This is a genomic window from Pseudomonas sp. BF-B-26 (assembly GCF_019956495.1).
Lineage (GTDB): Bacteria > Pseudomonadota > Gammaproteobacteria > Pseudomonadales > Pseudomonadaceae > Aquipseudomonas.
Window position 1 is genome coordinate 33,125 of sequence record NZ_JAHBDP010000022.1, and the last position, 19,583, is coordinate 52,707.

At 58.9% G+C, this 19,583-nt stretch carries 16 protein-coding genes and 2 tRNA genes; 4 read left to right on the forward strand and 14 right to left on the reverse strand.

The genetic code is table 11. The features are described from left to right. Positions 1-26: 26 nt before the first annotated feature. The 7 genes from dnaB to rnr all read right to left on the reverse strand — a co-directional run bounded on the left by dnaB (position 27) and on the right by rnr (position 7,325). Positions 27-1,421 carry a replicative DNA helicase gene (gene dnaB / locus KGB03_RS01730; RefSeq protein ID WP_033055553.1) on the reverse strand — a complete coding sequence of 465 codons (1,395 nt, stop codon included), beginning with the start codon at positions 1,419-1,421 and terminating at the stop codon, positions 27-29. Positions 1,422-1,542: 121 nt separating this feature from the next. Then, positions 1,543-1,989 carry a 50S ribosomal protein L9 gene (gene rplI, locus KGB03_RS01735; RefSeq protein WP_003197251.1) on the reverse strand — a complete coding sequence of 149 codons (447 nt, stop codon included), beginning with the start codon at positions 1,987-1,989 and terminating at the stop codon, positions 1,543-1,545. Positions 1,990-2,008: 19 nt separating this feature from the next. Then, positions 2,009-2,902 (reverse strand): hypothetical protein, encoded by an 894-nt coding sequence (locus KGB03_RS01740; RefSeq protein WP_056746335.1) that lies wholly within the window; start codon positions 2,900-2,902, stop codon positions 2,009-2,011. Positions 2,903-2,938: 36 nt separating this feature from the next. Beyond that, positions 2,939-3,169 carry a 30S ribosomal protein S18 gene (gene rpsR, locus KGB03_RS01745; protein WP_002551829.1) on the reverse strand — a complete coding sequence of 77 codons (231 nt, stop codon included), beginning with the start codon at positions 3,167-3,169 and terminating at the stop codon, positions 2,939-2,941. Between the two features lie 28 nt (positions 3,170-3,197). After that, the gene (gene rpsF / locus KGB03_RS01750; protein WP_003217491.1) at positions 3,198-3,620 is read right to left on the reverse strand and encodes a 30S ribosomal protein S6; all 423 of its coding nucleotides are present in this window, start codon (positions 3,618-3,620) and stop codon (positions 3,198-3,200) included. A gap of 310 nt (positions 3,621-3,930) precedes the next feature. Then, on the reverse strand, positions 3,931-4,698 hold the full coding sequence (gene rlmB / locus KGB03_RS01755; RefSeq protein WP_223526071.1) for a 23S rRNA (guanosine(2251)-2'-O)-methyltransferase RlmB: 768 nt from the start codon (positions 4,696-4,698) through the stop codon (positions 3,931-3,933). Continuing rightward, complete coding sequence (gene rnr / locus KGB03_RS01760) at positions 4,695-7,325, reverse strand: ribonuclease R (RefSeq protein ID WP_223526073.1); 2,631 nt, start codon at positions 7,323-7,325, stop codon at positions 4,695-4,697. The genes rlmB and rnr overlap by 4 nt, the downstream gene beginning before the upstream one ends. Positions 7,326-7,551: 226 nt before the next feature. Between rnr and KGB03_RS01765 the strand changes: the two genes are divergently transcribed. The 4 genes from KGB03_RS01765 (at position 7,552) to KGB03_RS01780 (ending at position 10,761) form a co-directional block, all read left to right on the forward strand. After that, a tRNA-Leu gene (locus tag KGB03_RS01765) sits at positions 7,552-7,638 on the forward strand. A gap of 166 nt (positions 7,639-7,804) precedes the next feature. Continuing rightward, a tRNA-Leu gene (locus KGB03_RS01770) sits at positions 7,805-7,891 on the forward strand. A gap of 294 nt (positions 7,892-8,185) precedes the next feature. Then, on the forward strand, positions 8,186-9,196 hold the full coding sequence (locus KGB03_RS01775) for an iron ABC transporter substrate-binding protein (protein WP_111449255.1): 1,011 nt from the start codon (positions 8,186-8,188) through the stop codon (positions 9,194-9,196). Then, a complete protein-coding gene (locus KGB03_RS01780) occupies positions 9,196-10,761 on the forward strand; it encodes an ABC transporter permease (RefSeq protein WP_223526075.1) in 1,566 nt (521 codons plus the stop codon). The genes KGB03_RS01775 and KGB03_RS01780 overlap by 1 nt, the downstream gene beginning before the upstream one ends. Positions 10,762-10,884: 123 nt before the next feature. On the opposite strand, the gene KGB03_RS01785 is transcribed toward KGB03_RS01780, so the two are convergent. The 7 genes from KGB03_RS01785 to hfq form a co-directional block, all read right to left on the reverse strand. Beyond that, positions 10,885-12,819, reverse strand: coding sequence for a methyl-accepting chemotaxis protein (locus KGB03_RS01785; protein ID WP_223526077.1), 1,935 nt, complete (start codon positions 12,817-12,819; stop codon positions 10,885-10,887). A 149-nt stretch (positions 12,820-12,968) separates the two neighbouring features. Beyond that, positions 12,969-14,258, reverse strand: coding sequence for an adenylosuccinate synthase (locus tag KGB03_RS01790; RefSeq protein ID WP_074873214.1), 1,290 nt, complete (start codon positions 14,256-14,258; stop codon positions 12,969-12,971). A 54-nt stretch (positions 14,259-14,312) separates the two neighbouring features. Next, entirely contained in the window at positions 14,313-15,500 is a 1,188-nt protein-coding gene (locus KGB03_RS01795) for an ATP phosphoribosyltransferase regulatory subunit (RefSeq protein WP_111449258.1), read from the reverse strand. A gap of 319 nt (positions 15,501-15,819) precedes the next feature. Next, the gene (gene hflC / locus KGB03_RS01800; protein ID WP_008156983.1) at positions 15,820-16,689 is read right to left on the reverse strand and encodes a protease modulator HflC; all 870 of its coding nucleotides are present in this window, start codon (positions 16,687-16,689) and stop codon (positions 15,820-15,822) included. Continuing rightward, a complete protein-coding gene (gene hflK, locus KGB03_RS01805) occupies positions 16,689-17,858 on the reverse strand; it encodes an FtsH protease activity modulator HflK (RefSeq protein WP_008156982.1) in 1,170 nt (389 codons plus the stop codon). Before hflK ends, hflC begins: the two co-directional genes overlap by 1 nt. Positions 17,859-17,954: 96 nt before the next feature. Then, the gene (gene hflX, locus KGB03_RS01810; RefSeq protein WP_111449259.1) at positions 17,955-19,256 is read right to left on the reverse strand and encodes a ribosome rescue GTPase HflX; all 1,302 of its coding nucleotides are present in this window, start codon (positions 19,254-19,256) and stop codon (positions 17,955-17,957) included. Positions 19,257-19,268: 12 nt separating this feature from the next. Beyond that, positions 19,269-19,529: an RNA chaperone Hfq gene (hfq, locus tag KGB03_RS01815; protein WP_007902656.1), complete on the reverse strand. Its 261-nt coding sequence runs from the start codon at positions 19,527-19,529 to the stop codon at positions 19,269-19,271. Positions 19,530-19,583: the final 54 nt, after the last annotated feature.

Sequence of the window (19,583 nt, forward strand, 5' to 3'; positions counted from 1 at the left end):
CAGCTATCAACCGGACACCCTTGACGTTACTCGTCGTCGAAGTTGTAGCTGCCCGGCGCCAGGTTTTCGAAGCGGGTGTACTTACCGATGAACGCCAGTCGTGACGTACCGATCGGGCCGTTCCGCTGCTTGCCGATGATGATCTCGGCGATGCCCTTGTGCTCGGTTTCCGGGTGATACACCTCGTCCCGGTACACGAACATGATGACGTCGGCATCCTGCTCGATCGCTCCGGATTCCCGGAGGTCGGAGTTGATCGGGCGTTTGTTCGGTCGCTGCTCCAGGGAGCGGTTGAGCTGGGACAACGCCACCACCGGGCAGTTGAATTCCTTGGCCAGGGCTTTCAAGGAACGGGAAATCTCGGAAATCTCGTTGGTCCGGTTGTCACCGCCAGAACCCGGGATCTGCATCAATTGCAGGTAGTCGATCATGATCAGCGCGATATCGCCGTGTTCACGCACCAGACGCCGGGTCCGTGCGCGCATTTCCGAGGGGCTGATACCGGCCGTATCGTCAATGAACAGCTTGCGATCGTTGAGCAAGTTGACCGCCGATGTCAGGCGCGGCCAATCGTCGTCTTCCAGGCGACCGGCACGAACCTTGGTCTGATCGATCCGGCCGAGGGACGACAACATACGCATGATCAGCGATTCGCCTGGCATCTCCAGCGAGTAAACCAATACGCATTTGTCGCTGCGCAGCACGGCGTTTTCCACCAGGTTCATCGCAAAGGTGGTTTTACCCATGGATGGACGGCCGGCGACGATGATCAGGTCAGACGGCTGCAGGCCGCTGGTCATACCGTCGAGATCGGTATAACCGGTGGACAGGCCGGTAATGGCGTTGTCCGTGTTGAACAAGGTGTCGATGCGGTCGATGGCCTTGGTCAACAGGTCGTTCACGCTCACCGGGCCGCCGGTTTTTGGCCGAGCCTCGGCGATCTGGAAAATCTGCCGTTCGGCTTCGTCGAGAATCTCTTCAGCCGAGCGGCCTTCCGGGTTGAAGGCGCTGTCGGCGATTTCGGTGGCGATGCCGATCAACTGCCGCAACGTCGCCCGCGCACGAACGATCTGGGCATATGCCTTGATGTTGGCGACGGACGGCGTGTTTTTTGCCAGTTCGCCAAGGTATCCGAGGCCGCCGACTTGCGACGTCTGACCTTCCTTGTCCAATTGCTCGGCAAGGGTCACGACGTCGATCGGCGAGTTCTGGTCAGCGAGCTTGGCGATCGCGCGGAAGATCAAACGGTGGTCATGTCGATAGAAATCGCCGTCCGACACCTGATCAAGCACGCGTTCCCAGGCGTTGTTGTCCAGCATCAAACCACCGAGCACGGCCTGTTCGGCCTCGATGGAATGCGGCGGCACCTTCAGGGCAGCGGTTTGCAGATCGTATTGCTCGGGAGCGGAGATATCGTTCATGGCCACTTGGAATTAGATGTGAAAATCAGGAACTGCAGAAAGACAAAGGGCACGACCTGTAAACAGGATCGTGCCCGATGTTACCGGCAAGCACCCGAGGGCACCAGCCGACAAGTGCTGCTTAAGCCGCTACCACGACAACGCGTACGGTGGCTTCAACTTCGGCGTGCAGGTGCACGGCTACGTCGAATTCGCCTACGTTGCGGATAGTGCCGTTCGGCAGACGAACTTCGCTTTTTGCAACTTCAACGCCAGAGGCGGTCAGTGCATCAGCGATGTCGTGAGTACCGATCGAACCGAACAGCTTGCCTTCGTCGCCAGCGGTGGCAGTGATAGTCACTTCCAGCTCAGCCAGTTGGGCAGCGCGGCTTTCAGCCGAAGTTTTACGATCTGCTGCGGCTTTTTCCAGCTCAGCACGACGCTCTTCGAACGCAGCCAGGTTGGCAGCGGTCGCAGCGGTAGCTTTGCCGTAAGGCAGCAGGTAGTTACGACCGTAACCAGCCTTAACGTTCACTTTGTCACCCAGGTTGCCCAGGTTGGTGACTTTTTCCAGAAGGATCAGTTGCATGTGAAAATCCTCTTAACTTTTAACCTTCACCGTTCGCGCTATCGACGTCTTTCGGCGTCGAACGACCGCGAAAATCAATCAGGCTGTCGACGATGGCCAAGACCACCAGCAACGGATAGATCAGCTGCATGAACAGCAACAGCGTGACGTACAACCCCACCAGCCAGAACCTGGCCAGTCGCTTTTGCGCCACCAGCCCGTGAATCAGGGCCAGCCCGGCGAACACCAGCGGTACACTGCACAACGGCGTCAACATGGCCATCTGTGGACCGATGTTCGGTCCCAGAAGCATGAACGCCAGCAGCAACATCGCCAGCCCCAGCGGGAATCGGATGGCGCGAAACTCGCGACCAAAACCACCCGGGTTGTACAACAACGCCTGCCAGTAGCGCCCGACAAGCAGGCTCAGCACACTGACGATTTGCAACAAGGCCGCAATCAGGCCGGTCAGGACCGGTGCGATCAGGGACGCAAAATGCGCTTGCTCGTCTACCGACAACTTCTGGTAGACATCACCGAGTAGCGACGGCATGACTTTTATCAAAGCCTGCGCCAGCATCTCGATTTGGGGACCAAAAGCCGTCCCCAGCACCACTGAAAACACCACTCCCATCGCTATGCTGACCAGCAGCACGCGGTTCCAGGATTCGCTTGCGCGCAAAACCAACGCAAGGCTCCAAGACCCCAGCAGCACCAGAAGTGCCCGTGGGTCATCGGAGTAAAGCCACCAGATCAACGCCGGCAGCAGTCCCAGAGCAAGAACGCCCAGGGCGTCCTTCAATCCGCGCCGCAGGAGCACAAGGCAACCCGCGGCAGCACCCAACCAATACAACAACGGCAATGTTGCGCATCCGGCCACTACCAGAGTGGCCTGCATACGGCCGCGCATGATGAACTCAGCTATGGCACGCATGCTTTCAATCCTTTGCTACGTGTCGACTGCCCGGTCTCAGCGGCCGTGGCTGTCGGTGTAGGCCAGCAGGGCCAGGAAGCGGGCGCGCTTGATAGCGGTGGCCAGCTGACGCTGATAACGTGCTTTGGTACCGGTGATGCGGCTTGGAACGATTTTGCCGGTCTCGGATACATAAGCTTTCAGAGTGTTGAGATCTTTGTAATCGATCTCTTTCACGTCTTCAGCGGTGAAGCGGCAGAATTTACGACGACGGAAGAAACGTGCCATGTAATAGGCTCCTCAAAAGGTCCGTGGATTACTCGTCAGCGTTATCGCTGTTGTCGCTGTCATCACTGTCAGCGCTTTCAGCGCCTTCGTGCTCAGGACGGTCGCGACGCTCACGGCGCTCACTGCGGTTTTCTTCAGCCTTGAGCATCTCGGATTGGCCGGTAACGGCTTCTTCGCGACGGATGACCAGGTTACGGATCACTGCATCGTTGTAGCGGAAGTTGTCTTCCAGCTCGGCCAGGGCCTTGCCAGTGCATTCAACGTTCAGCATCACGTAGTGAGCCTTGTGAACATTGTTGATTGCGTAGGCCAGTTGACGACGACCCCAATCTTCCAGACGGTGGATTTTGCCGCCGTCTTCTTCGATCAGCTTGGTGTAACGCTCTACCATGCCGCCGACTTGCTCGCTTTGATCCGGGTGGACCAAAAAGATGATTTCGTAATGACGCATGAATGCTCCTTACGGGTTGTAGCCTGCCGCTCAAAAGCGGTCAGACAAGGAGTGAATGACACTTATGGACTTGCTTGCGATAGACACATGCGTGCCTGCCGTCACAGCAAGGGGCGCAATTGTAGAGAAGGGACAGAAGAGGTGCAAGGCAATTGGTGATTATTTGAACAGCCACGACTATTTGCCCAAAACACAAACCACTGTGGGAGCTAGCCTGCTAGCGATGAGGAAAAAACATTCAATATTGATGTTGAATGTGACTCCGCCATCGCTAGCAGGCTAGCTCCCACAGGAGGGGGTTACCGCTGGATCAGGACTTCTTGGCGGTTCCGGCAGCCTTGACGACGCGCTGGCGCCGGGCTTCAAACAGGCAGACGCCGGTCGCCACGGAAACGTTGAGGCTGCTGACGCTACCGGCCATCGGCAGGTGCACCAGGTAGTCGCAAAGATCGCGGGTCAGGCGACGCATACCGCTGCCTTCAGCACCCATGATCAGGATGGTCGGGCCGGTCATGTCGTGCTGATACAGACTCTGCTCAGCCTCGCCCGCCGTACCGACAACCCACAAGCCACGCTGCTTGAGCTTTTCCAGGGTGCGCGCCAGATTGGTCACCGCAACCAACGGAATCACCTCCGCCGCGCCGCAAGCCACTTTACGTACCGTCGGGGTCAACGTCGCCGACTTGTCCTTCGGAACGATCACCGCCAGAGCACCGGCCGCATCGGCCGAACGCAGGCAAGCGCCGAGGTTGTGCGGATCGGTCACGCCATCGAGCACCAACAACAGCGGTGCGCCTTCGGTGCGATCGAGCAACTCGTCGAGCATCGCCTCGCCCCAGACCTGGCTCGGACTCACCTCTGCCACCACGCCCTGGTGCACGCCTTCAACCCAGGCATCCAGCTCACGGCGTTCGGCGTTGCCAACGGCCACGCGATTTTCGTTAGCCAGCTCGATCAGCGTCTGAACACGCGGATCACTGCGGCCTTCGGCCAACCAGATCTGCTTGACGCGTTTTGGGTGGTGACGCAGCAACGCTTCTACAGCGTGCACGCCGTAGATCTTTTCCAACTGACTCATGACTTGGCCTTCGGTTTACGCGCCCCGCCGCTTTTGGCGGCTGGCGCAGAACCCGCTTTTGGCGGGCCTTTACGGTGTTTGCTCGGTTTGGCTGGCTTGCCGCCGGGAGCCTTGTCAGGCGCCGACCGTCCGGTCTTTCCCCCAGACGCCGCTTTACCGCCGCTTTTCGCTTCAGACAATAACGCCTGCTTCAATTCGCGGCTTTTGCGCAATTCGGCATTTTTCGCCGCAGCATCGCTCGGGCGATAGGCTTCGACAGCCTTTTCCTTGGCAGGACGACGACCGGTTTTAGCCGGGGCCGGTTCCGCGGCTGTTTTTGCAGCAGGAGCAGAGGTTTCAGTCCCGCGCTTCTTGCGACCAATCGGCGCGCTGATGGTTTTTTCAGCCATCTCGAAGTCGATCTTGCGCTCGTCAAGATCGACGCGCATGACGCGCACTTCAACGGTATCGCCAAGACGGAAGCTGCGACCGGTACGCTCACCGGCCAGGCGGTGGTGCACAGGATCGAAGTGGTAGTAATCGCCCGGCAGCGCGGTGACGTGCACCAGGCCTTCGACGTAGATATCGGTCAGTTCGACGAACAGACCAAAACCGGTCACGGCAGTGATCACACCCGGGAACGACTCGCCCACACGGTCTTTCATGAACTCGCACTTGAGCCAGTTCACGACGTCGCGGGTCGCTTCGTCGGCACGGCGCTCGCTCATCGAGCACTGCTCGCCGAGCTGCTCCAGGATCGCTTCGTCGTACGGGTAGATGCGCGCTTTCGGAATGGTCATCGCGCCAGCACGGCGAACGTGCGGGGTGTCCATTTTCGAATGGATGACGCTGCGAATCGCCCGGTGCGTGAGCAAGTCCGGGTAGCGGCGGATCGGCGAGGTGAAGTGGGTATAGGCTTCGTAATTCAGGCCGAAGTGGCCCTGGTTATCGGCGCTGTACACCGCCTGGCTCAACGAACGCAGCATAACGGTCTGGATCAGATGGAAATCCGGACGATCCTTGATGCTCGCCAGCAATGCCTGGTAGTCCTTCGGCGACGGGCCGTCCTTGCCTTTGTGCAGGGACAAGCCGAGCTCGCCAAGGAAAGCGCGCAGTTTTTCCAGACGCTCCGGTGGCGGGCCATCGTGGACGCGGTACAGCGCTGGGATTTCGTGCTTTTTCAGGAATTCGGCGGTGGCCACGTTGGCCGCCAGCATGCATTCCTCGATCAGTTTGTGCGCATCATTACGAACGGTCGGACGGATTTCGGCAATCTTGCGCTCGGTCCCGAAGATGATCCGGGTTTCCTGCGTTTCGAAATCGATCGCGCCACGCACGTGACGAGCGGCCAGCAGCACTTTGTACAGCGCGTAAAGCTGCTTGAGGTGCGGCAGAACGTCGTTGTACTCGCCACGGAGCTCACGCGCCTCGGTGAGTTTCGGCGTTTCCAGCATCGCGCTGACTTTGTTGTAGGTCAGGCGAGCGTGGGAGTGAATCACCGCTTCGTAGAAGCAGTAGTCGGTCATCTCGCCGGATTTGGAGATGGTCATCTCGCAAACCATGGCCAGACGATCGACGTGCGGATTCAACGAGCACAGGCCGTTGGACAGCTGCTCAGGCAGCATCGGCACGACGCGCTCGGGGAAATACACCGAGTTGCCACGAACCTGGGACTCGTTGTCCAGCGCCGAACCGATTTTCACGTAGCTGGAAACGTCGGCAATCGCCACGTACAACTTCCAGCCGCCGGAGAACAGGCGCAGCTTGCCCGGCTTGGCTTCACAGTAGACCGCATCATCGAAGTCACGCGCATCTTCACCGTCGATGGTCACGAACGGCAGATGACGCAGGTCGATGCGCTTCTCTTTGTCTTTCTCTTCGACTTCAGGCTTGAGCTTGGCGGCTTCTTTCAGCACAGCCTCAGGCCAGACGTGAGGAATGTCGTACGTGCGCAGGGCAACGTCGATTTCCATGCCCGGCGCCATGTAGTTACCCACGACTTCAACCACATCGCCTTGCGGCTGGAAGCGTGGCGTCGGCCAGTGAGTGATCTTCACCTCGACGAACTGACCGATCTGGGCGTTGGCGTTACGACCCGGGGTCACCAGCACTTCTTGCTGGATCTTCGGATTGTCCGCAACGACGAAACCAATACCGCCCTCTTCGAAGTAACGGCCAACGATGGTCTCGTGGGCACGTGAAACCACTTCTACGATCATGCCTTCGCGGCGACCGCGACGGTCGAGGCCGGAAACACGGGCCAGGGCACGATCGCCATCGAACACCAGACGCATTTGCGCCGGGCTCATGAACAGGTCGTCACTGCCGTCGTCCGGGACCAGAAAGCCGAAGCCGTCACGGTGACCGCTGATGCGGCCCAGGATCAGGTCGAGCTTGTCCACCGGCGCATAGGTGCCGCGACGGGTATAGATGAGTTGAGCGTCGCGCTCCATGGCGCGCAGGCGGCGGCGCAGGGCTTCGATCTGGTCTTCTGTGGTCAGACCAAACTCTTCGACCAGCTGCTCGCGGTTAGCAGGCGAACCCCGATCAGCAAGATGCTGAAGGATCAGTTCGCGGCTAGGAATAGGGTTATCATATTTTTCCGCTTCACGAGCGGCCTCGGGATCGAGGGACTGCCAATCGGCCATTAGAGAGTTTTCACCTTGTCTATATGCGGGTTAGTTTGGCATAGGCGTAATGAAACGGGAAATTTCAGGCTATGAGAGCCCATCTAAAGCCCTTTATCGACAGCGCGAAGCTGAATTAAATGCCACTGGTAAAATTTTCCAGGTTTTTTCGACTTCAGGGGTTTACAGTTAAAAAGACGCTCCGTATAGTGCGCGCCATCGACGACGCAGACGCATTGTCGATAATGCCCAGATGGTGAAATTGGTAGACACGCCAGCTTCAGGTGCTGGTGACCGCAAGGTCGTGGAAGTTCGAGTCTTCTTCTGGGCACCAATTTCGAGCTTGAGATTAGATCAATTTCAAGGCTCATACAAAAACCCGCGAAAGCGGGTTTTTTGCATTCTAAGCCCCTGAATTATTAAAACTAAATCAGGGGTTTACAGATCAAAAAGCTCTCCGTATAGTGCGCCACATCAACAGCGGCGACGCTGAAGATTATGCCCAGATGGTGAAATTGGTAGACACGCCAGCTTCAGGTGCTGGTGACCGCAAGGTCGTGGAAGTTCGAGTCTTCTTCTGGGCACCAATTCAAATTTCAGAGTCGATCTGAAATTTCACAAAAACCCGCGAAAGCGGGTTTTTGCGTTTCTGGCTTTCAAAAATCTTATGAGAGCCACTGCGTGCCTTCTGTAGGAGCACGGCTTGCCAGCGATGGCGTCCTTGAGATCGCCATCGCGAGCAAGCTTAGCTCCTACAGGTTGAGCGTTATGCCCGAGCCCGCTCTAGCAGAGCCGTCTTCGCCCCGCAAGGCGCACTTGAGAAACAATATCGTTTATCATTGTTTCAAGTTTTTGCAATGCGATAGTGAGGAACCTTGCGAATGATGTTTCGAAATACCCTGCGCCGCGGCCTGACCATGACCCTGCTCGGCCTGGCACTCGCCACCCCCCTCACCCAAGCCGCCGAACCGGTTTCCCTGACACTCTATAACGGTCAACACAAAGAAGTCGGCGATGCCATCGCCAAAGCCTTCGAAGCCAAGACCGGGATTCACGTCAATGTGCGCAAAGGCAGCAGCAACCAGCTCGCCAGCCAGGTCGTCGAAGAAGGTGCTCGCTCCCCTGCCGACGTGATCTACACCGAAGAATCGCCACCACTGAACAAACTCGGCGAACAAGGCCTGCTGGCGCAGACCGATGCTGCCACCCTGGCCGTTCTGCCCAAAGACTACGTCGCCGGCAACGGCACCTGGATCGGCATCACCGCGCGAGTCCGCGTCGTCGCCTACAACCCCAAGCTGATTGACGAAAAAGACCTGCCCAAGTCGGTCATGGAGTTCTCCGATCCGAAATGGCAAGGCAAGGTCGGCTTCGTGCCCACCAGTGGCGCGTTCCAGGAACAGGCCGTGGCAATCATCAAAGTGCACGGCATGGACGCGGCCGAAGAATGGCTGACCGGTTTGCGTGCTTTCGGCAAGACCTACAGCAACAACATGGTTGCATTGAAGGCAGTGGAAAACGGCGAAGTCGCTACCGTGCTGGTGAACAACTACTACTGGTTCGCCTTGCAGCGTGAAAAAGGTCAGCTCGATTCGAAACTGCATTACTTCACCGGCGGCGACGTCGGCGGGCTGATCACTGTTTCCAGTGCGGCCGTGCTGAAATCCAGCAAACATCCAAAAGAAGCCCAGCAATTCCTCGCTTACATGGCCAGCGAAGAAGGTCAGCGCGTGATCACCCAGACCACCGCCGAATACCCGCTGCACAAAGGCATGGAATCGGATCGCGGGCTCAAGCCGTTCAGCGAACTTGAGGCACCGAAGGTCACGCCAGCCGATCTCGGCAATGCCGAGCAAGCCCTGGACCTGGAACGTGACGTTGGCTTGAACTGATGAGCGTATCGTTATCCGCCCCCGTCGCGCGCGGGGGTTACGTGCCACGGCGCAAGCGGCCATCGATCTGGCTGCTGCTACCGGTTTTGCTGCTGGTGGTGCTCAGCCTGTTGCCACTGGCGTATGTCGGACTCAAAACCTGGCAGGCCGGCTGGGCTGAGGCGCTGCATTTGTTGTGGCGCCCTTATGTGTTTGGCCTGCTGCGCAACACGTTGGCGCTGATGGTCGGTGTGACGCTCGCTTGTGGCGTGATCGGCCTGTCACTGGCCTGGCTGCTTGAGCGCAGCAACTTGCCGGGGCGGCGCTTGTGGGGCGTGATTCTGTGCCTGCCGTTCGCGGTACCGGCGTTTGTCAGCAGCTTTACCTGGGTCTCACTGAGTGCACATTTCGAAGGCTTGGGCGGGGCGATCCTGGTGATGACCCTGTCCAAGTATCCGCTGATCTTTCTGCCGATCGCGGCGACCCTGCGTAATCTCGATCCCTCCCTCGAAGAGTCCGCCCGTACACTGGGGCAGAATCGCTGGGGCGTGTTTTTCAGAATTACCCTGCCGCTGCTCTGGCCATCACTGCTCGCCGGCTCGCTGCTGATCGCGCTGCACATGCTGGTGGAGTTCGGTGCTCTATCGATCATCGGCCTGCAGACGTTTACCACCGCAATCTATCAACAGTTCGAACTGGAATTCAGTAACGCGAATGCTGCGATGCTTTCCGCCGTGTTGCTGGCGCTGTGTCTGATGCTGTTGTGGCTGGAACTGCGCGTACGCGGCAAGGGTCGACACGTGCGTACCGGTCAGGGCGCGGCTCGGCATGCGGAGCAGGTTCGGCTGGGGCCTTGGGCTGCCGCCGGACAACTTTATTGCCTGGCGCTGGCGATCATCGGCAGCGGTATTCCGCTCGGGATGCTGGCGTACTGGCTAGCAGTGGGTTCGTCGGCAGCATTCCCGGTGGCGGCGATCAGCGAGGCGCTGCTCTCCTCCCTGGCGTTGTCACTGGGCGGCGCGGCGCTGTGCCTGGTGCTGGCAGTGCCGGTGGGATTGCTGGTGGTGCGCCACAAGGGCCAATTGGCGATCTGGGCCGAACGCTTGCCGTATCTGCTGCATGCGCTGCCAGGACTGGTGATCGCACTGACGTTGGTGTATTTCGCCCTGCACTATGTGCCCGTGCTGTACCAGACTTCGGCATTGTTGCTGATCGCCTATGCGTTGCTGTTTTTGCCGCTGGCTCAGGCGCCGATTCGTACGGCGCTGAACAAGGCTGCGCCGCAACTGGAAGAGGCTGCGCGCACGCTGGGCGCATCGTCTTTCAGTGCGTTTTATCGGGTGACGTTGCCGATCATTTTCCCTGCGCTGGGCGCAGCGTTTGCGCTGGTGTTTCTGGATGCGATGAAGGAACTGACGGCGACGCTGCTGCTGAGCCCGACCGGGCTCAACACCCTGGCGACGGAAGTCTGGGCGCATACCGCGAATGTGGAGTTTGCGGCGGCGGCGCCTTATGCGGCGTTGTTGATTTTGGTGTCGGGGTTGCCGGTTTATCTGCTGACTACCCGGATGTATCTGAGCCGCTGAGATTGCCTTCGCGAGCAAGCCCGCTCCCACATTTGATCTGAAGTGTTCACAAATCTTGTGTCCACCAACAATCACTGTGGGAGCGGGCTTGCTCGCGAAGAGGCCCGCCCAGTCGATACACATTTAAGCCCTGAACTGCCCCAGACTCGCCTTCAACTGCGCCGCCAATCCATCCAGTACCTTGCCGCTGGCCGTGGTTTCCACCACCGCTTGAGCCGCTTTCTCAGCCTGCGCATGAATGGTTTCAACCCGACCACGCACCGCTTGCGCGCCTTGCGCCTGATGCGCCGCTGCCTGCGTTGCCAGACCAATCGCCGCATGAACCTGCTCGACCGACGCCTGCACTGATTGCTGCAACCGCGCACTGTCACGCAGCACCAGCAAACCTTCGCTGGCCTGGCGCCCGGCCTGACCGATCGCTGCCACCGCCTCACGCGCACCTTGTTGCAAGGCAACGATGTGCGCCTGAATGTCGCCAGTGGAGCTCTGCGTCTTGCTCGCCAGCGCTCGCACTTCATCGGCGACCACGGCAAACCCGCGACCGGTCTCGCCCGCACGCGCCGCTTCGATCGCCGCGTTCAGCGCCAGCAGGTTGGTCTGCTCGGCGATCCCGTGAATCACCGTCAACACCACTTCAATTTGCTCACTCTGCTGCGCCAGCCGCTCGATGACTTTCGCCCCGGTGTCGACCTGCCCGGCCAACGCCTCGATCAGGCTGCCGACTTTCGCCGACGTCCGCGTGTTTTCATCCGTCGCCGAACGAATATCCACCACTTGCTGCAAGGCCGCCTGCATGGCATGACTTTCTGACTGGGCTTCATCAGCCATTTGCGACAACGCACGCAGGCTCTCGGCCACTTCATCGCGCTGCATGCCCGCCGCTTTATCGGCCCCGGCATTGCGCAAGGTCATCGCGCCGATTTCCACACCGGTACGCTGAGCCACATCGCCCGCTTCGCGCACGATCGGCTGCAACTTATCCACAAAGCGATTGACCGCCGAGGCCATGTCGCCGATTTCGTCCTTACTGTTGATCTGCACCCGCTTGGTCAGGTCGCCCTCGCCCGCCGCCAGGTCATCCATGGCAGCGATGAGCAGCTTCAAGCGATTGACCACTCGACGACCCAGCACCACCGCGAGCAACAGCAGCACACCGCAACCGACCAACGCGAGCCCCATGCCGATGCGCCAGCGCAAAGTACCTGCCGCCTCCTGCACGGTGCTGGTGGTGTTGGCCTGCATCGCTGAAGCCGTGGACTGCGCCGACTTCAGACGCGCGCCCATCGCTGCAGCACTATCAGCCGCCGCACCTTTGAGGCTGTCGCCGACCAGTTGATCACTGCTGGCGATCAGTGCCGAAAAGCGTTTGTCGAGGGCTGCCAGATCGACTTCCACGGAAGCGGTGGAAACCCCCATCAAGACCTTGCCGATTTCCACGCCATTGGGGCTGATTGAGGCTTCGAGGTAGTAGACCGATGGATCGCTCTTCGCCGCATCCAGCACTTTGTCCAATGCGCGCTCGCCCTGGCCTTTCTCCAGTAGCGCTTTGTTGATCGGGTTCTCGCGGTTCAGATAGCGCGTCAGGTGCTGGCCAGTAGCGTCGTCGTAGATCACGAACAGCACGTTGGGATTGCGCTGGGCCCGGCGGGCGAATTCGGACAAGGTTGGAACGTCGCTGTCCCACATGGCGCGAGGTGCGACCGAAGCCAGAAGCTGCGCCATATCGTTGGCGGAGTCCTTCAGATCCTTCTCCAGCGTTGCACGCAGTTGTGCTTGCTCGTCCTTCAATCGCGAGGACAAACCCGCCGTCAGACGTTGACGCGTGCTGGTAGAGAGGCTGTCGAGGCTCGACGTGACTTCACGCCCTGCCTGCTCCAGTTCCCCGGAGAGCTTTTGACTGTCAGCACCCAGGCGAACACCTAAATCAGCTTCCAGTGCGGTCACTGTGCTCCGGGTCAGGGCGACAGCTACAAGCACTTGCACCAAAAGGGCGATACCAAGGGTAACGAACACCGGCCGCAGAAGACGGCTTTGTAACAGTGAGAGAATGGCTGACACTTAAAATCCCTCTGCTTGGCGCCATTAAATTGATGGCGCACTGGAAGCGATGCTTTTAATCAACATCACAGCAAAGGTCGTGCCGCCCGACAGGCAGATACGACAAAGGCCCCAAATGAGGGGCCTTTGTGTTTTACATCAACGACTTATTAAGCGAACGGATGACGCAAAACGATGGTTTCGTTGCGGTCCGGGCCCGTCGAAATAATGTCGATCGGCGCACCGATCAGCTCTTCGACGCGCTTGATGTAAGCACGGGCGTTAGCTGGCAGCTCTTCCATGGTTTTGGCACCCACAGTCGACTCGGTCCAGCCCGGCACTTCTTCGTACACAGGCTGCAGGCCCACGTAGCTGTCAGCATCAGTCGGGGCAACGGCATTGCCTTGCGCATCTTTGTAGCCGACGCAGATGTTGATGGTTTCGAGGCCGTCGAGCACGTCGAGCTTGGTCAGGCAGATGCCCGAGATGCTGTTCACATCGATAGCACGACGCAGGATAACGGCGTCGAACCAGCCGCAACGACGGGCACGGCCGGTGGTAGCGCCGAACTCGTGACCTTGTTTGGCCAGGTGAGCACCCACTTCGTCAAACAGCTCAGTCGGGAATGGACCCGAACCTACGCGAGTGGTGTAAGCCTTGGTGATGCCCAGAATGTAATCCAGGAACATCGGACCAACGCCCGAACCTGTCGCCACGCCACCAGCGGTGGTGTTGGAGCTGGTCACGTACGGATAGGTACCGTGGTCGATGTCGAGCAACGAACCTTGGGCGCCTTCGAACATGATGTCTTTGCCAGCGCGACGCAGGTCGTGGAGCTCGGCCGTCACGTCCAGCATCAGCGGCTTGAGCAGTTCAGCGTATTCTTTGCACTCGGCCAGGGTTTTTTCGAACTCGATGGCAGGCTCTTTGTAGTAACCCACCAGCATGAAGTTGTGGTAGTCCACCAGTTCGCGCAGCTTGTCTTCAAAGCGCGGCATGTTGAGCAGGTCGCCCACACGCAGGCCACGCCGTGCAACCTTGTCTTCGTACGCCGGGCCGATGCCGCGACCGGTCGTACCGATCTTCAGTTCGCCACGGGCCTTTTCACGGGCCTGGTCCAGCGCTACGTGGAAGGACAGGATCAGCGGGCAGGACGGGCTGATACGCAGGCGCTCGCGCACCGGTACGCCTTTCTCTTCCAGCTTGATGATTTCCCGCAGCAGAGCGTCGGGTGCAACCACCACGCCGTTGCCGATCAGGCACTGCACGCCTTCGCGCAGCACGCCCGACGGGATCAGGTGCAAGACGGTTTTTTCGCCATCGATCACCAGGGTGTGACCAGCGTTGTGGCCACCCTGGTAGCGCACTACGGCGGCAGCATGTTCGGTCAGCAGATCAACGATCTTGCCTTTGCCCTCATCACCCCATTGGGTGCCCAGGACTACGACATTCTTACCCATAACACTTGTCCTCATTCGCGCAAACTTGGTGCCGGCCGCAGCCGACAGGAAAACTCAAGAAGCCAGTGGCGATACTTGCCAAAGCCCGTTCTGCTGAATCAATTGCCGGTCGCAGTCCGCTTCACGGGCGGCGGCCAAAGGTTGCCCAGGCAACGCCTGAACGACACGCTGACCCTCACTGCGCAACTGGCAAACCTGCTGCCAGAGTGCTGCATCCGTACTGTCAGGCATCCAGATACCGCCAGACGGTAACTCGATCTCAGCACGCCCCAGGGTCACCAGGGTTTTCAAATCGGTAGAGAAGCCGGTTGCCGGACGGGCACGACCGAAGTCGGCACCGATGTCGTCGTAACGACCGCCCTGAGCAATGGACTGGCCAACACCCGGTACGAACACCGCGAACACCACACCGGTGTGGTAGTGGTAGCCGCGCAACTCGCCCAGGTCGAAATACAACGGCAACTCGGGGAAACGCGTGGACAGACGCTCGGCAATCGCCAGCAAGTCGTCCAGAGCGGCCAGTACTGGCGCCGGCGCATCCGCCAGACGCTCGCGGGCAGCGCTCAAGACTTCACGGCCGCCACACAGGTCAACCAGCGCCCGCAACATGCCCGACAGATCGGCAGGCAGGCCTTCGGTCAAGGTAATGACCTCGTCGATGGCCTTACGTTGCAACGCGTCGAACAACTGTTGCTCGACTTCACCGGACAAACCGGCGGCGCGAGCCAGGCTGCGGTAGATACCCACATGACCGAGGTCCATGTGCACATCCGGCACATCGGCCAGTTGCAGCATAGCCAACATCAGGCTGATGACTTCCACGTCGCTGCTCGGGCTGGCATCGCCGTATAACTCGGCACCCAGCTGGATCGGGCTGCGCGAGGACGACAAGGCGCGCGGTTGAGCGTGCAGCACGCTACCGGCATAGCACAGACGGCTCGGGCCTTCGCGACGCAAGGTGTGCGCATCGATGCGCGCCACTTGCGGCGTAATGTCGGCACGGAACCCCATCTGCCGGCCCGATTGCGGGTCGATGACCTTGAAGGTACGCAGATCGAGGTCCTGGCCCGCGCCGGTCAGCAGGGATTCCAGGTACTCGATATGGGGAGTCACGACAAACTCGTAACCCCAGCTCTGGAACAGATCCAACACCTGACGACGCGCGACTTCAATGCGCGCCGCTTCTGGTGGCAGTACTTCTTCGATGCCATCTGGCAGCAGCCAGCGGTCTACCGTTGCCATTACGCCATTCCCCTATGATCCGGGCGGCAAGCCTTTGGGCGAGCCTTGAGTGAAGCAGAAAATGATCGGCTCATGCGCACAAACAACGCGCATGAACGACGCGGCGAAAAGCCTGAAATCGGCTTCACCAACCACTTTCCTCGAAAAACCTGTCGAGTCATTTCAACTCGGACGCCTGCATAAAAAACAGCAATCAAACGTGCAGACGCAAAAAAGCCGGGAATTTCCCGGCTGCCGCATCATACACACGTTTTCCCAAAGGATCACCCCGCCCGAGGCGTTAGCCGCCAGGCGGGGGATGATTCAGGTCAACGACGTATCAAGGCTTGGCTTTTTCCAGGTAACGGAAGAAGTCGCTGCTTGGGTCCAGGACCATGACGTCGGATTTGTTCGCGAAGCTTTCACGGTAGGCACGCAGGCTACGGTAGAAACCGTAGAACTCCTGATCCTGGCCGTAGGCCTTGGAGTAGATCGCAGCGGCCTGGGCATCACCATCACCACGAACCTCTTCAGATTCACGATAGGCTTCAGCCAGCAACACGCGGCGTTGACGATCAGCGTCGGCACGAATGCCTTCCGACAGCTCGTTACCCTTGGCGCGGTGCTCGCGAGCTTCACGCTCACGCTCGGAACTCATGCGTTCGAACACGCTGCGGTTCACTTCCTTCGGCAGATCGATGGCCTTGACCCGAACATCGACAACTTCGATGCCCAGCTCTTTTTCCGCCATCTTGTTCAGCGAAGCCGTGATATCGGTCATCAGCGCATCACGCTCACCGGAAACCACTTCATGCAGCGTGCGCTTACCGAACTGGTCACGCAGGCCCGACTCCAGACGACGGGAAAGACGCTCGTCAGCAATCTGCTTGAGGCCGGAAGTCGCGGTGTAGAAGCGCTCGGCATCTTTCACGCGCCACTTGGCGTAGGCATCGACCATGACGGCTTTCTTTTCCAGCGTCAGGAAGCGTTGTGTCGGTGCATCCAGCGTCATCAGGCGTGCGTCGAATTTGCGCACCTGGTTAACGTAAGGCACTTTCACATGCAGGCCCGGCTGAACATCAGTCTGGACTACACGACCGAACTGCAGCAGCACCGCACGCTCGGTCTGAGCCACGATGTAGAAGCAGTTCCAGGCAGCGATCGCCACGACGACGCCGACAATAAGGGCGATCAGCGATTTATTGCTCATCAGCGACTCTCCCTGGTACGTGCTTGCTGTTGCTGCAGATCGGCTGCACGCACATTCGCTTCATTGCTGGTGGCTGCCGCGCCGGTCACCGAAGTGCTGGTGTTGCGACCGCCTTCGACCATCTTGTCCAGCGGCAAGTACAGCAGATTGCTCTGGCCATTCTTGTTGCCGGTCACGAGAACCTTGCTGGTGTTGCTGAAGACTTCCTGCATGGTGTCCAGGTACAGACGCTGACGGGTCACTTCAGGTGCCTTGCGATACTCGCTCACCAGCTTGGTGAAGCGATCAGCCTCACCCTTGGCGCGCGAGACGGTTTCGTCACGGTAACCATTGGCATCTTCAATGATGCGCTGAGCCTGACCACGGGCTTCCGGCACGACACCGTTGGCGTAGGTTTCAGCCTGGTTACGCGAACGCTGCTCGTCTTCACGGGCGCGGATCACGTCATCGAAGGCTTCCTGCACTTCACGCGGTGCGGCTGCGCTCTGTACGTTGACCTGAGTGACGGTGATACCGGTGCGATAGGTATCCATGAAGCGTTGCAGACGCTCCTTGATTTCGCTGGCCATCAATTCACGACCTTCGGTCAGCACCTGGTCCATCGCGGTGGAACCCACCACATGGCGCAAGGCACTTTCGGTCGCGTGCTGCAGGCTGATTTCCGGCTGATCAACGCTCAGCACGAAGTCCTGCAGGTTGCTGATCTTGTACTGCACGGTCAGCGGCACTTCGACGATGTTCTCGTCTTCAGTCAGCATTTGACCCTGCTTGGTATAGGCACGCTCACGCGTGACGTTTTCCAGGTACTTGCGATCGATCGGCGGGAAGTAGATGTTCAGGCCCGGGCCAACGGTTTCGTAGTACTTGCCGAAGCGCAGCACCACGGCTTGCTCCTGCTCGTCGACTACATAGACCGCGCTGTACAGCCACACGGCCGCCAACACGACCAGGCCGATGCCGAGCAGACCGCCGAAGCCGCCACTCCTGCCCGAACCGCCACCGTCATCACCGCGTTTCTTACCACCACCGAACAACCCGTTCAGGCTTTCCTGCAGCTTTCGGAAGGCCTCGTCGAGATCCGGTGGTCCCTTGCGGTCGCCGTTATTGCGGCGTTTGCCACCCCAAGGATCCTGATTATTCGAGTTGCCACCCGGCTCATTCCAAGCCATAGCGCTCTCCATCTGATAAAGCAAAGACGCACCCACGGCGCGCCGACCAATGCTACAGAATGCCTGTCACCGCGGCACAACCGCTTTTTCAGGCTTTTATTGCAAAGTGTGTTGTTCGATGAATTCCATCGGTTGCAGACCTTCGCGACTCACCAGTCGATTCAACTCGACCCGCGGCAAGCGAACGGCCAGCAGGCTGATGCCTTCTTCGTCGTGTTCTTCTTTCTGCACCGCACCGAGTTCGAAAAACTGCGCACGCAGTCGAGCAAAACGTTGCGGCAAGCGCAAGGTGCCGATAAACAAATCACTGCCGAGTAACTCGGCAATGGCTTGTTCAAGCAATTCCAGACCAGTGCCATCACGCGCCGACAGCCATACCCGCTGGGGTTTGCCGTTTTCGTCGCGCTGGATTTGTGGCTCAACGCCTTCAAGCAAATCGAGTTTGTTATAGACCTCGAGGATCGGCAAGTCCTGGGCACCAATCTCGCCCAGCACCACCATCACCTGCTCGATCTGCAACATGCGATCGGGTTCGGCCGCATCGATCACGTGCAACAGCAGGTCTGAGTTGCTCGACTCTTCGAGGGTAGACCGAAAGGCCTCGACCAGCTTGTGGGGCAAATGGCGAATGAAACCTACAGTGTCCGCCAGGACAATCGGCCCCAGATCGTCCAGCTCCAGACGGCGCAGGGTCGGGTCCAACGTGGCAAACAATTGGTCAGCCGCGTAAACGTCGGATTTCGTCACGTTATTGAAGAGCGTGGATTTACCGGCGTTGGTATACCCCACCAGCGACACCGTAGGGATATCCGCACGCATACGCCCACGTCGCGACTGTTCGCGCTGACTGCGCACTTTCTCCAGCCGACCCTTGATCTGCCGCAGACGAACCCGCAGCAAACGGCGGTCGGTTTCGAGTTGGGTTTCACCCGGGCCACGCATGCCGATACCACCACCCTGACGTTCAAGGTGGGTCCAGCCACGAACCAGCCGGGTGCTCATGTGGTCAAGCTGGGCCAGTTCTACCTGGAGCTTGCCTTCATGGGTACGGGCGCGTTGGGCGAAAATATCGAGAATCAGACCGGTACGGTCGATCACGCGACACTCGAAAACACGTTCGAGGTTACGTTCCTGACTGGGCGTGAGGATGTGATTGAAAATCACCAGATCGGCCTCTTCGGCCTTGACCAGGTCGCGCAGTTCCTCGACCTTGCCGCTGCCAATCAGGAATTTGGCGGTTGGCCGATGACGCGGCACGTTAAAAAACGCAACGGTCTCGGCGCCCGCCGAATTAGCCAGTTCCTGAAACTCCTGCGGATCTTCGCGCGCCTCAGGGTCCTGTCCATCCAAGTGAACGAGGATTACTCGCTCACCACCACCGTGGCGCTCAAAGAACAAAGGAGACTCCTATCAGGCGTTACCTGGCTCAGCGTCACCTGCTTCGGATTCGGTTGCGCTAGGCAGACGAATTGGACGAACCGGCACCACTGTAGAGATAGCGTGTTTGTAAACCATCTGGCTGACGGTGTTTTTCAGCAGGATAACGAACTGGTCGAAAGACTCGATCGTGCCTTGCAGCTTGATCCCGTTGACCAGGTAGATGGAAACCCCCACTTTCTCTTTACGTAAAGTATTCAAGTAAGGGTCTTGTAGCGAATGCCCTTTTGACATGTGCCGCACTCCTTTAAGGATTCAAAATAAAAAATAGGTAAACAATGGCTTGTG

Coding starts and splice junctions, on each gene's coding strand:
- dnaB (WP_033055553.1), bottom strand. CDS start 1,421: ATGAACGATATCTCCGCTCCCGAGCAATACGATCTGCAAACCGCTGCC.
- rplI (WP_003197251.1), bottom strand. CDS start 1,989: ATGCAACTGATCCTTCTGGAAAAAGTCACCAACCTGGGCAACCTGGGT.
- KGB03_RS01740 (WP_056746335.1), bottom strand. CDS start 2,902: ATGCGTGCCATAGCTGAGTTCATCATGCGCGGCCGTATGCAGGCCACT.
- KGB03_RS01775 (WP_111449255.1), top strand. CDS start 8,186: ATGATGTTTCGAAATACCCTGCGCCGCGGCCTGACCATGACCCTGCTC.
- rlmB (WP_223526071.1), bottom strand. CDS start 4,698: ATGAGTCAGTTGGAAAAGATCTACGGCGTGCACGCTGTAGAAGCGTTG.
- hflC (WP_008156983.1), bottom strand. CDS start 16,689: ATGAGCAATAAATCGCTGATCGCCCTTATTGTCGGCGTCGTCGTGGCG.
- hfq (WP_007902656.1), bottom strand. CDS start 19,529: ATGTCAAAAGGGCATTCGCTACAAGACCCTTACTTGAATACTTTACGT.
- rpsF (WP_003217491.1), bottom strand. CDS start 3,620: ATGCGTCATTACGAAATCATCTTTTTGGTCCACCCGGATCAAAGCGAG.
- KGB03_RS01795 (WP_111449258.1), bottom strand. CDS start 15,500: ATGGCAACGGTAGACCGCTGGCTGCTGCCAGATGGCATCGAAGAAGTA.
- rpsR (WP_002551829.1), bottom strand. CDS start 3,169: ATGGCACGTTTCTTCCGTCGTCGTAAATTCTGCCGCTTCACCGCTGAA.
- KGB03_RS01790 (WP_074873214.1), bottom strand. CDS start 14,258: ATGGGTAAGAATGTCGTAGTCCTGGGCACCCAATGGGGTGATGAGGGC.
- KGB03_RS01780 (WP_223526075.1), top strand. CDS start 9,196: ATGAGCGTATCGTTATCCGCCCCCGTCGCGCGCGGGGGTTACGTGCCA.
- rnr (WP_223526073.1), bottom strand. CDS start 7,325: ATGGCCGATTGGCAGTCCCTCGATCCCGAGGCCGCTCGTGAAGCGGAA.
- hflK (WP_008156982.1), bottom strand. CDS start 17,858: ATGGCTTGGAATGAGCCGGGTGGCAACTCGAATAATCAGGATCCTTGG.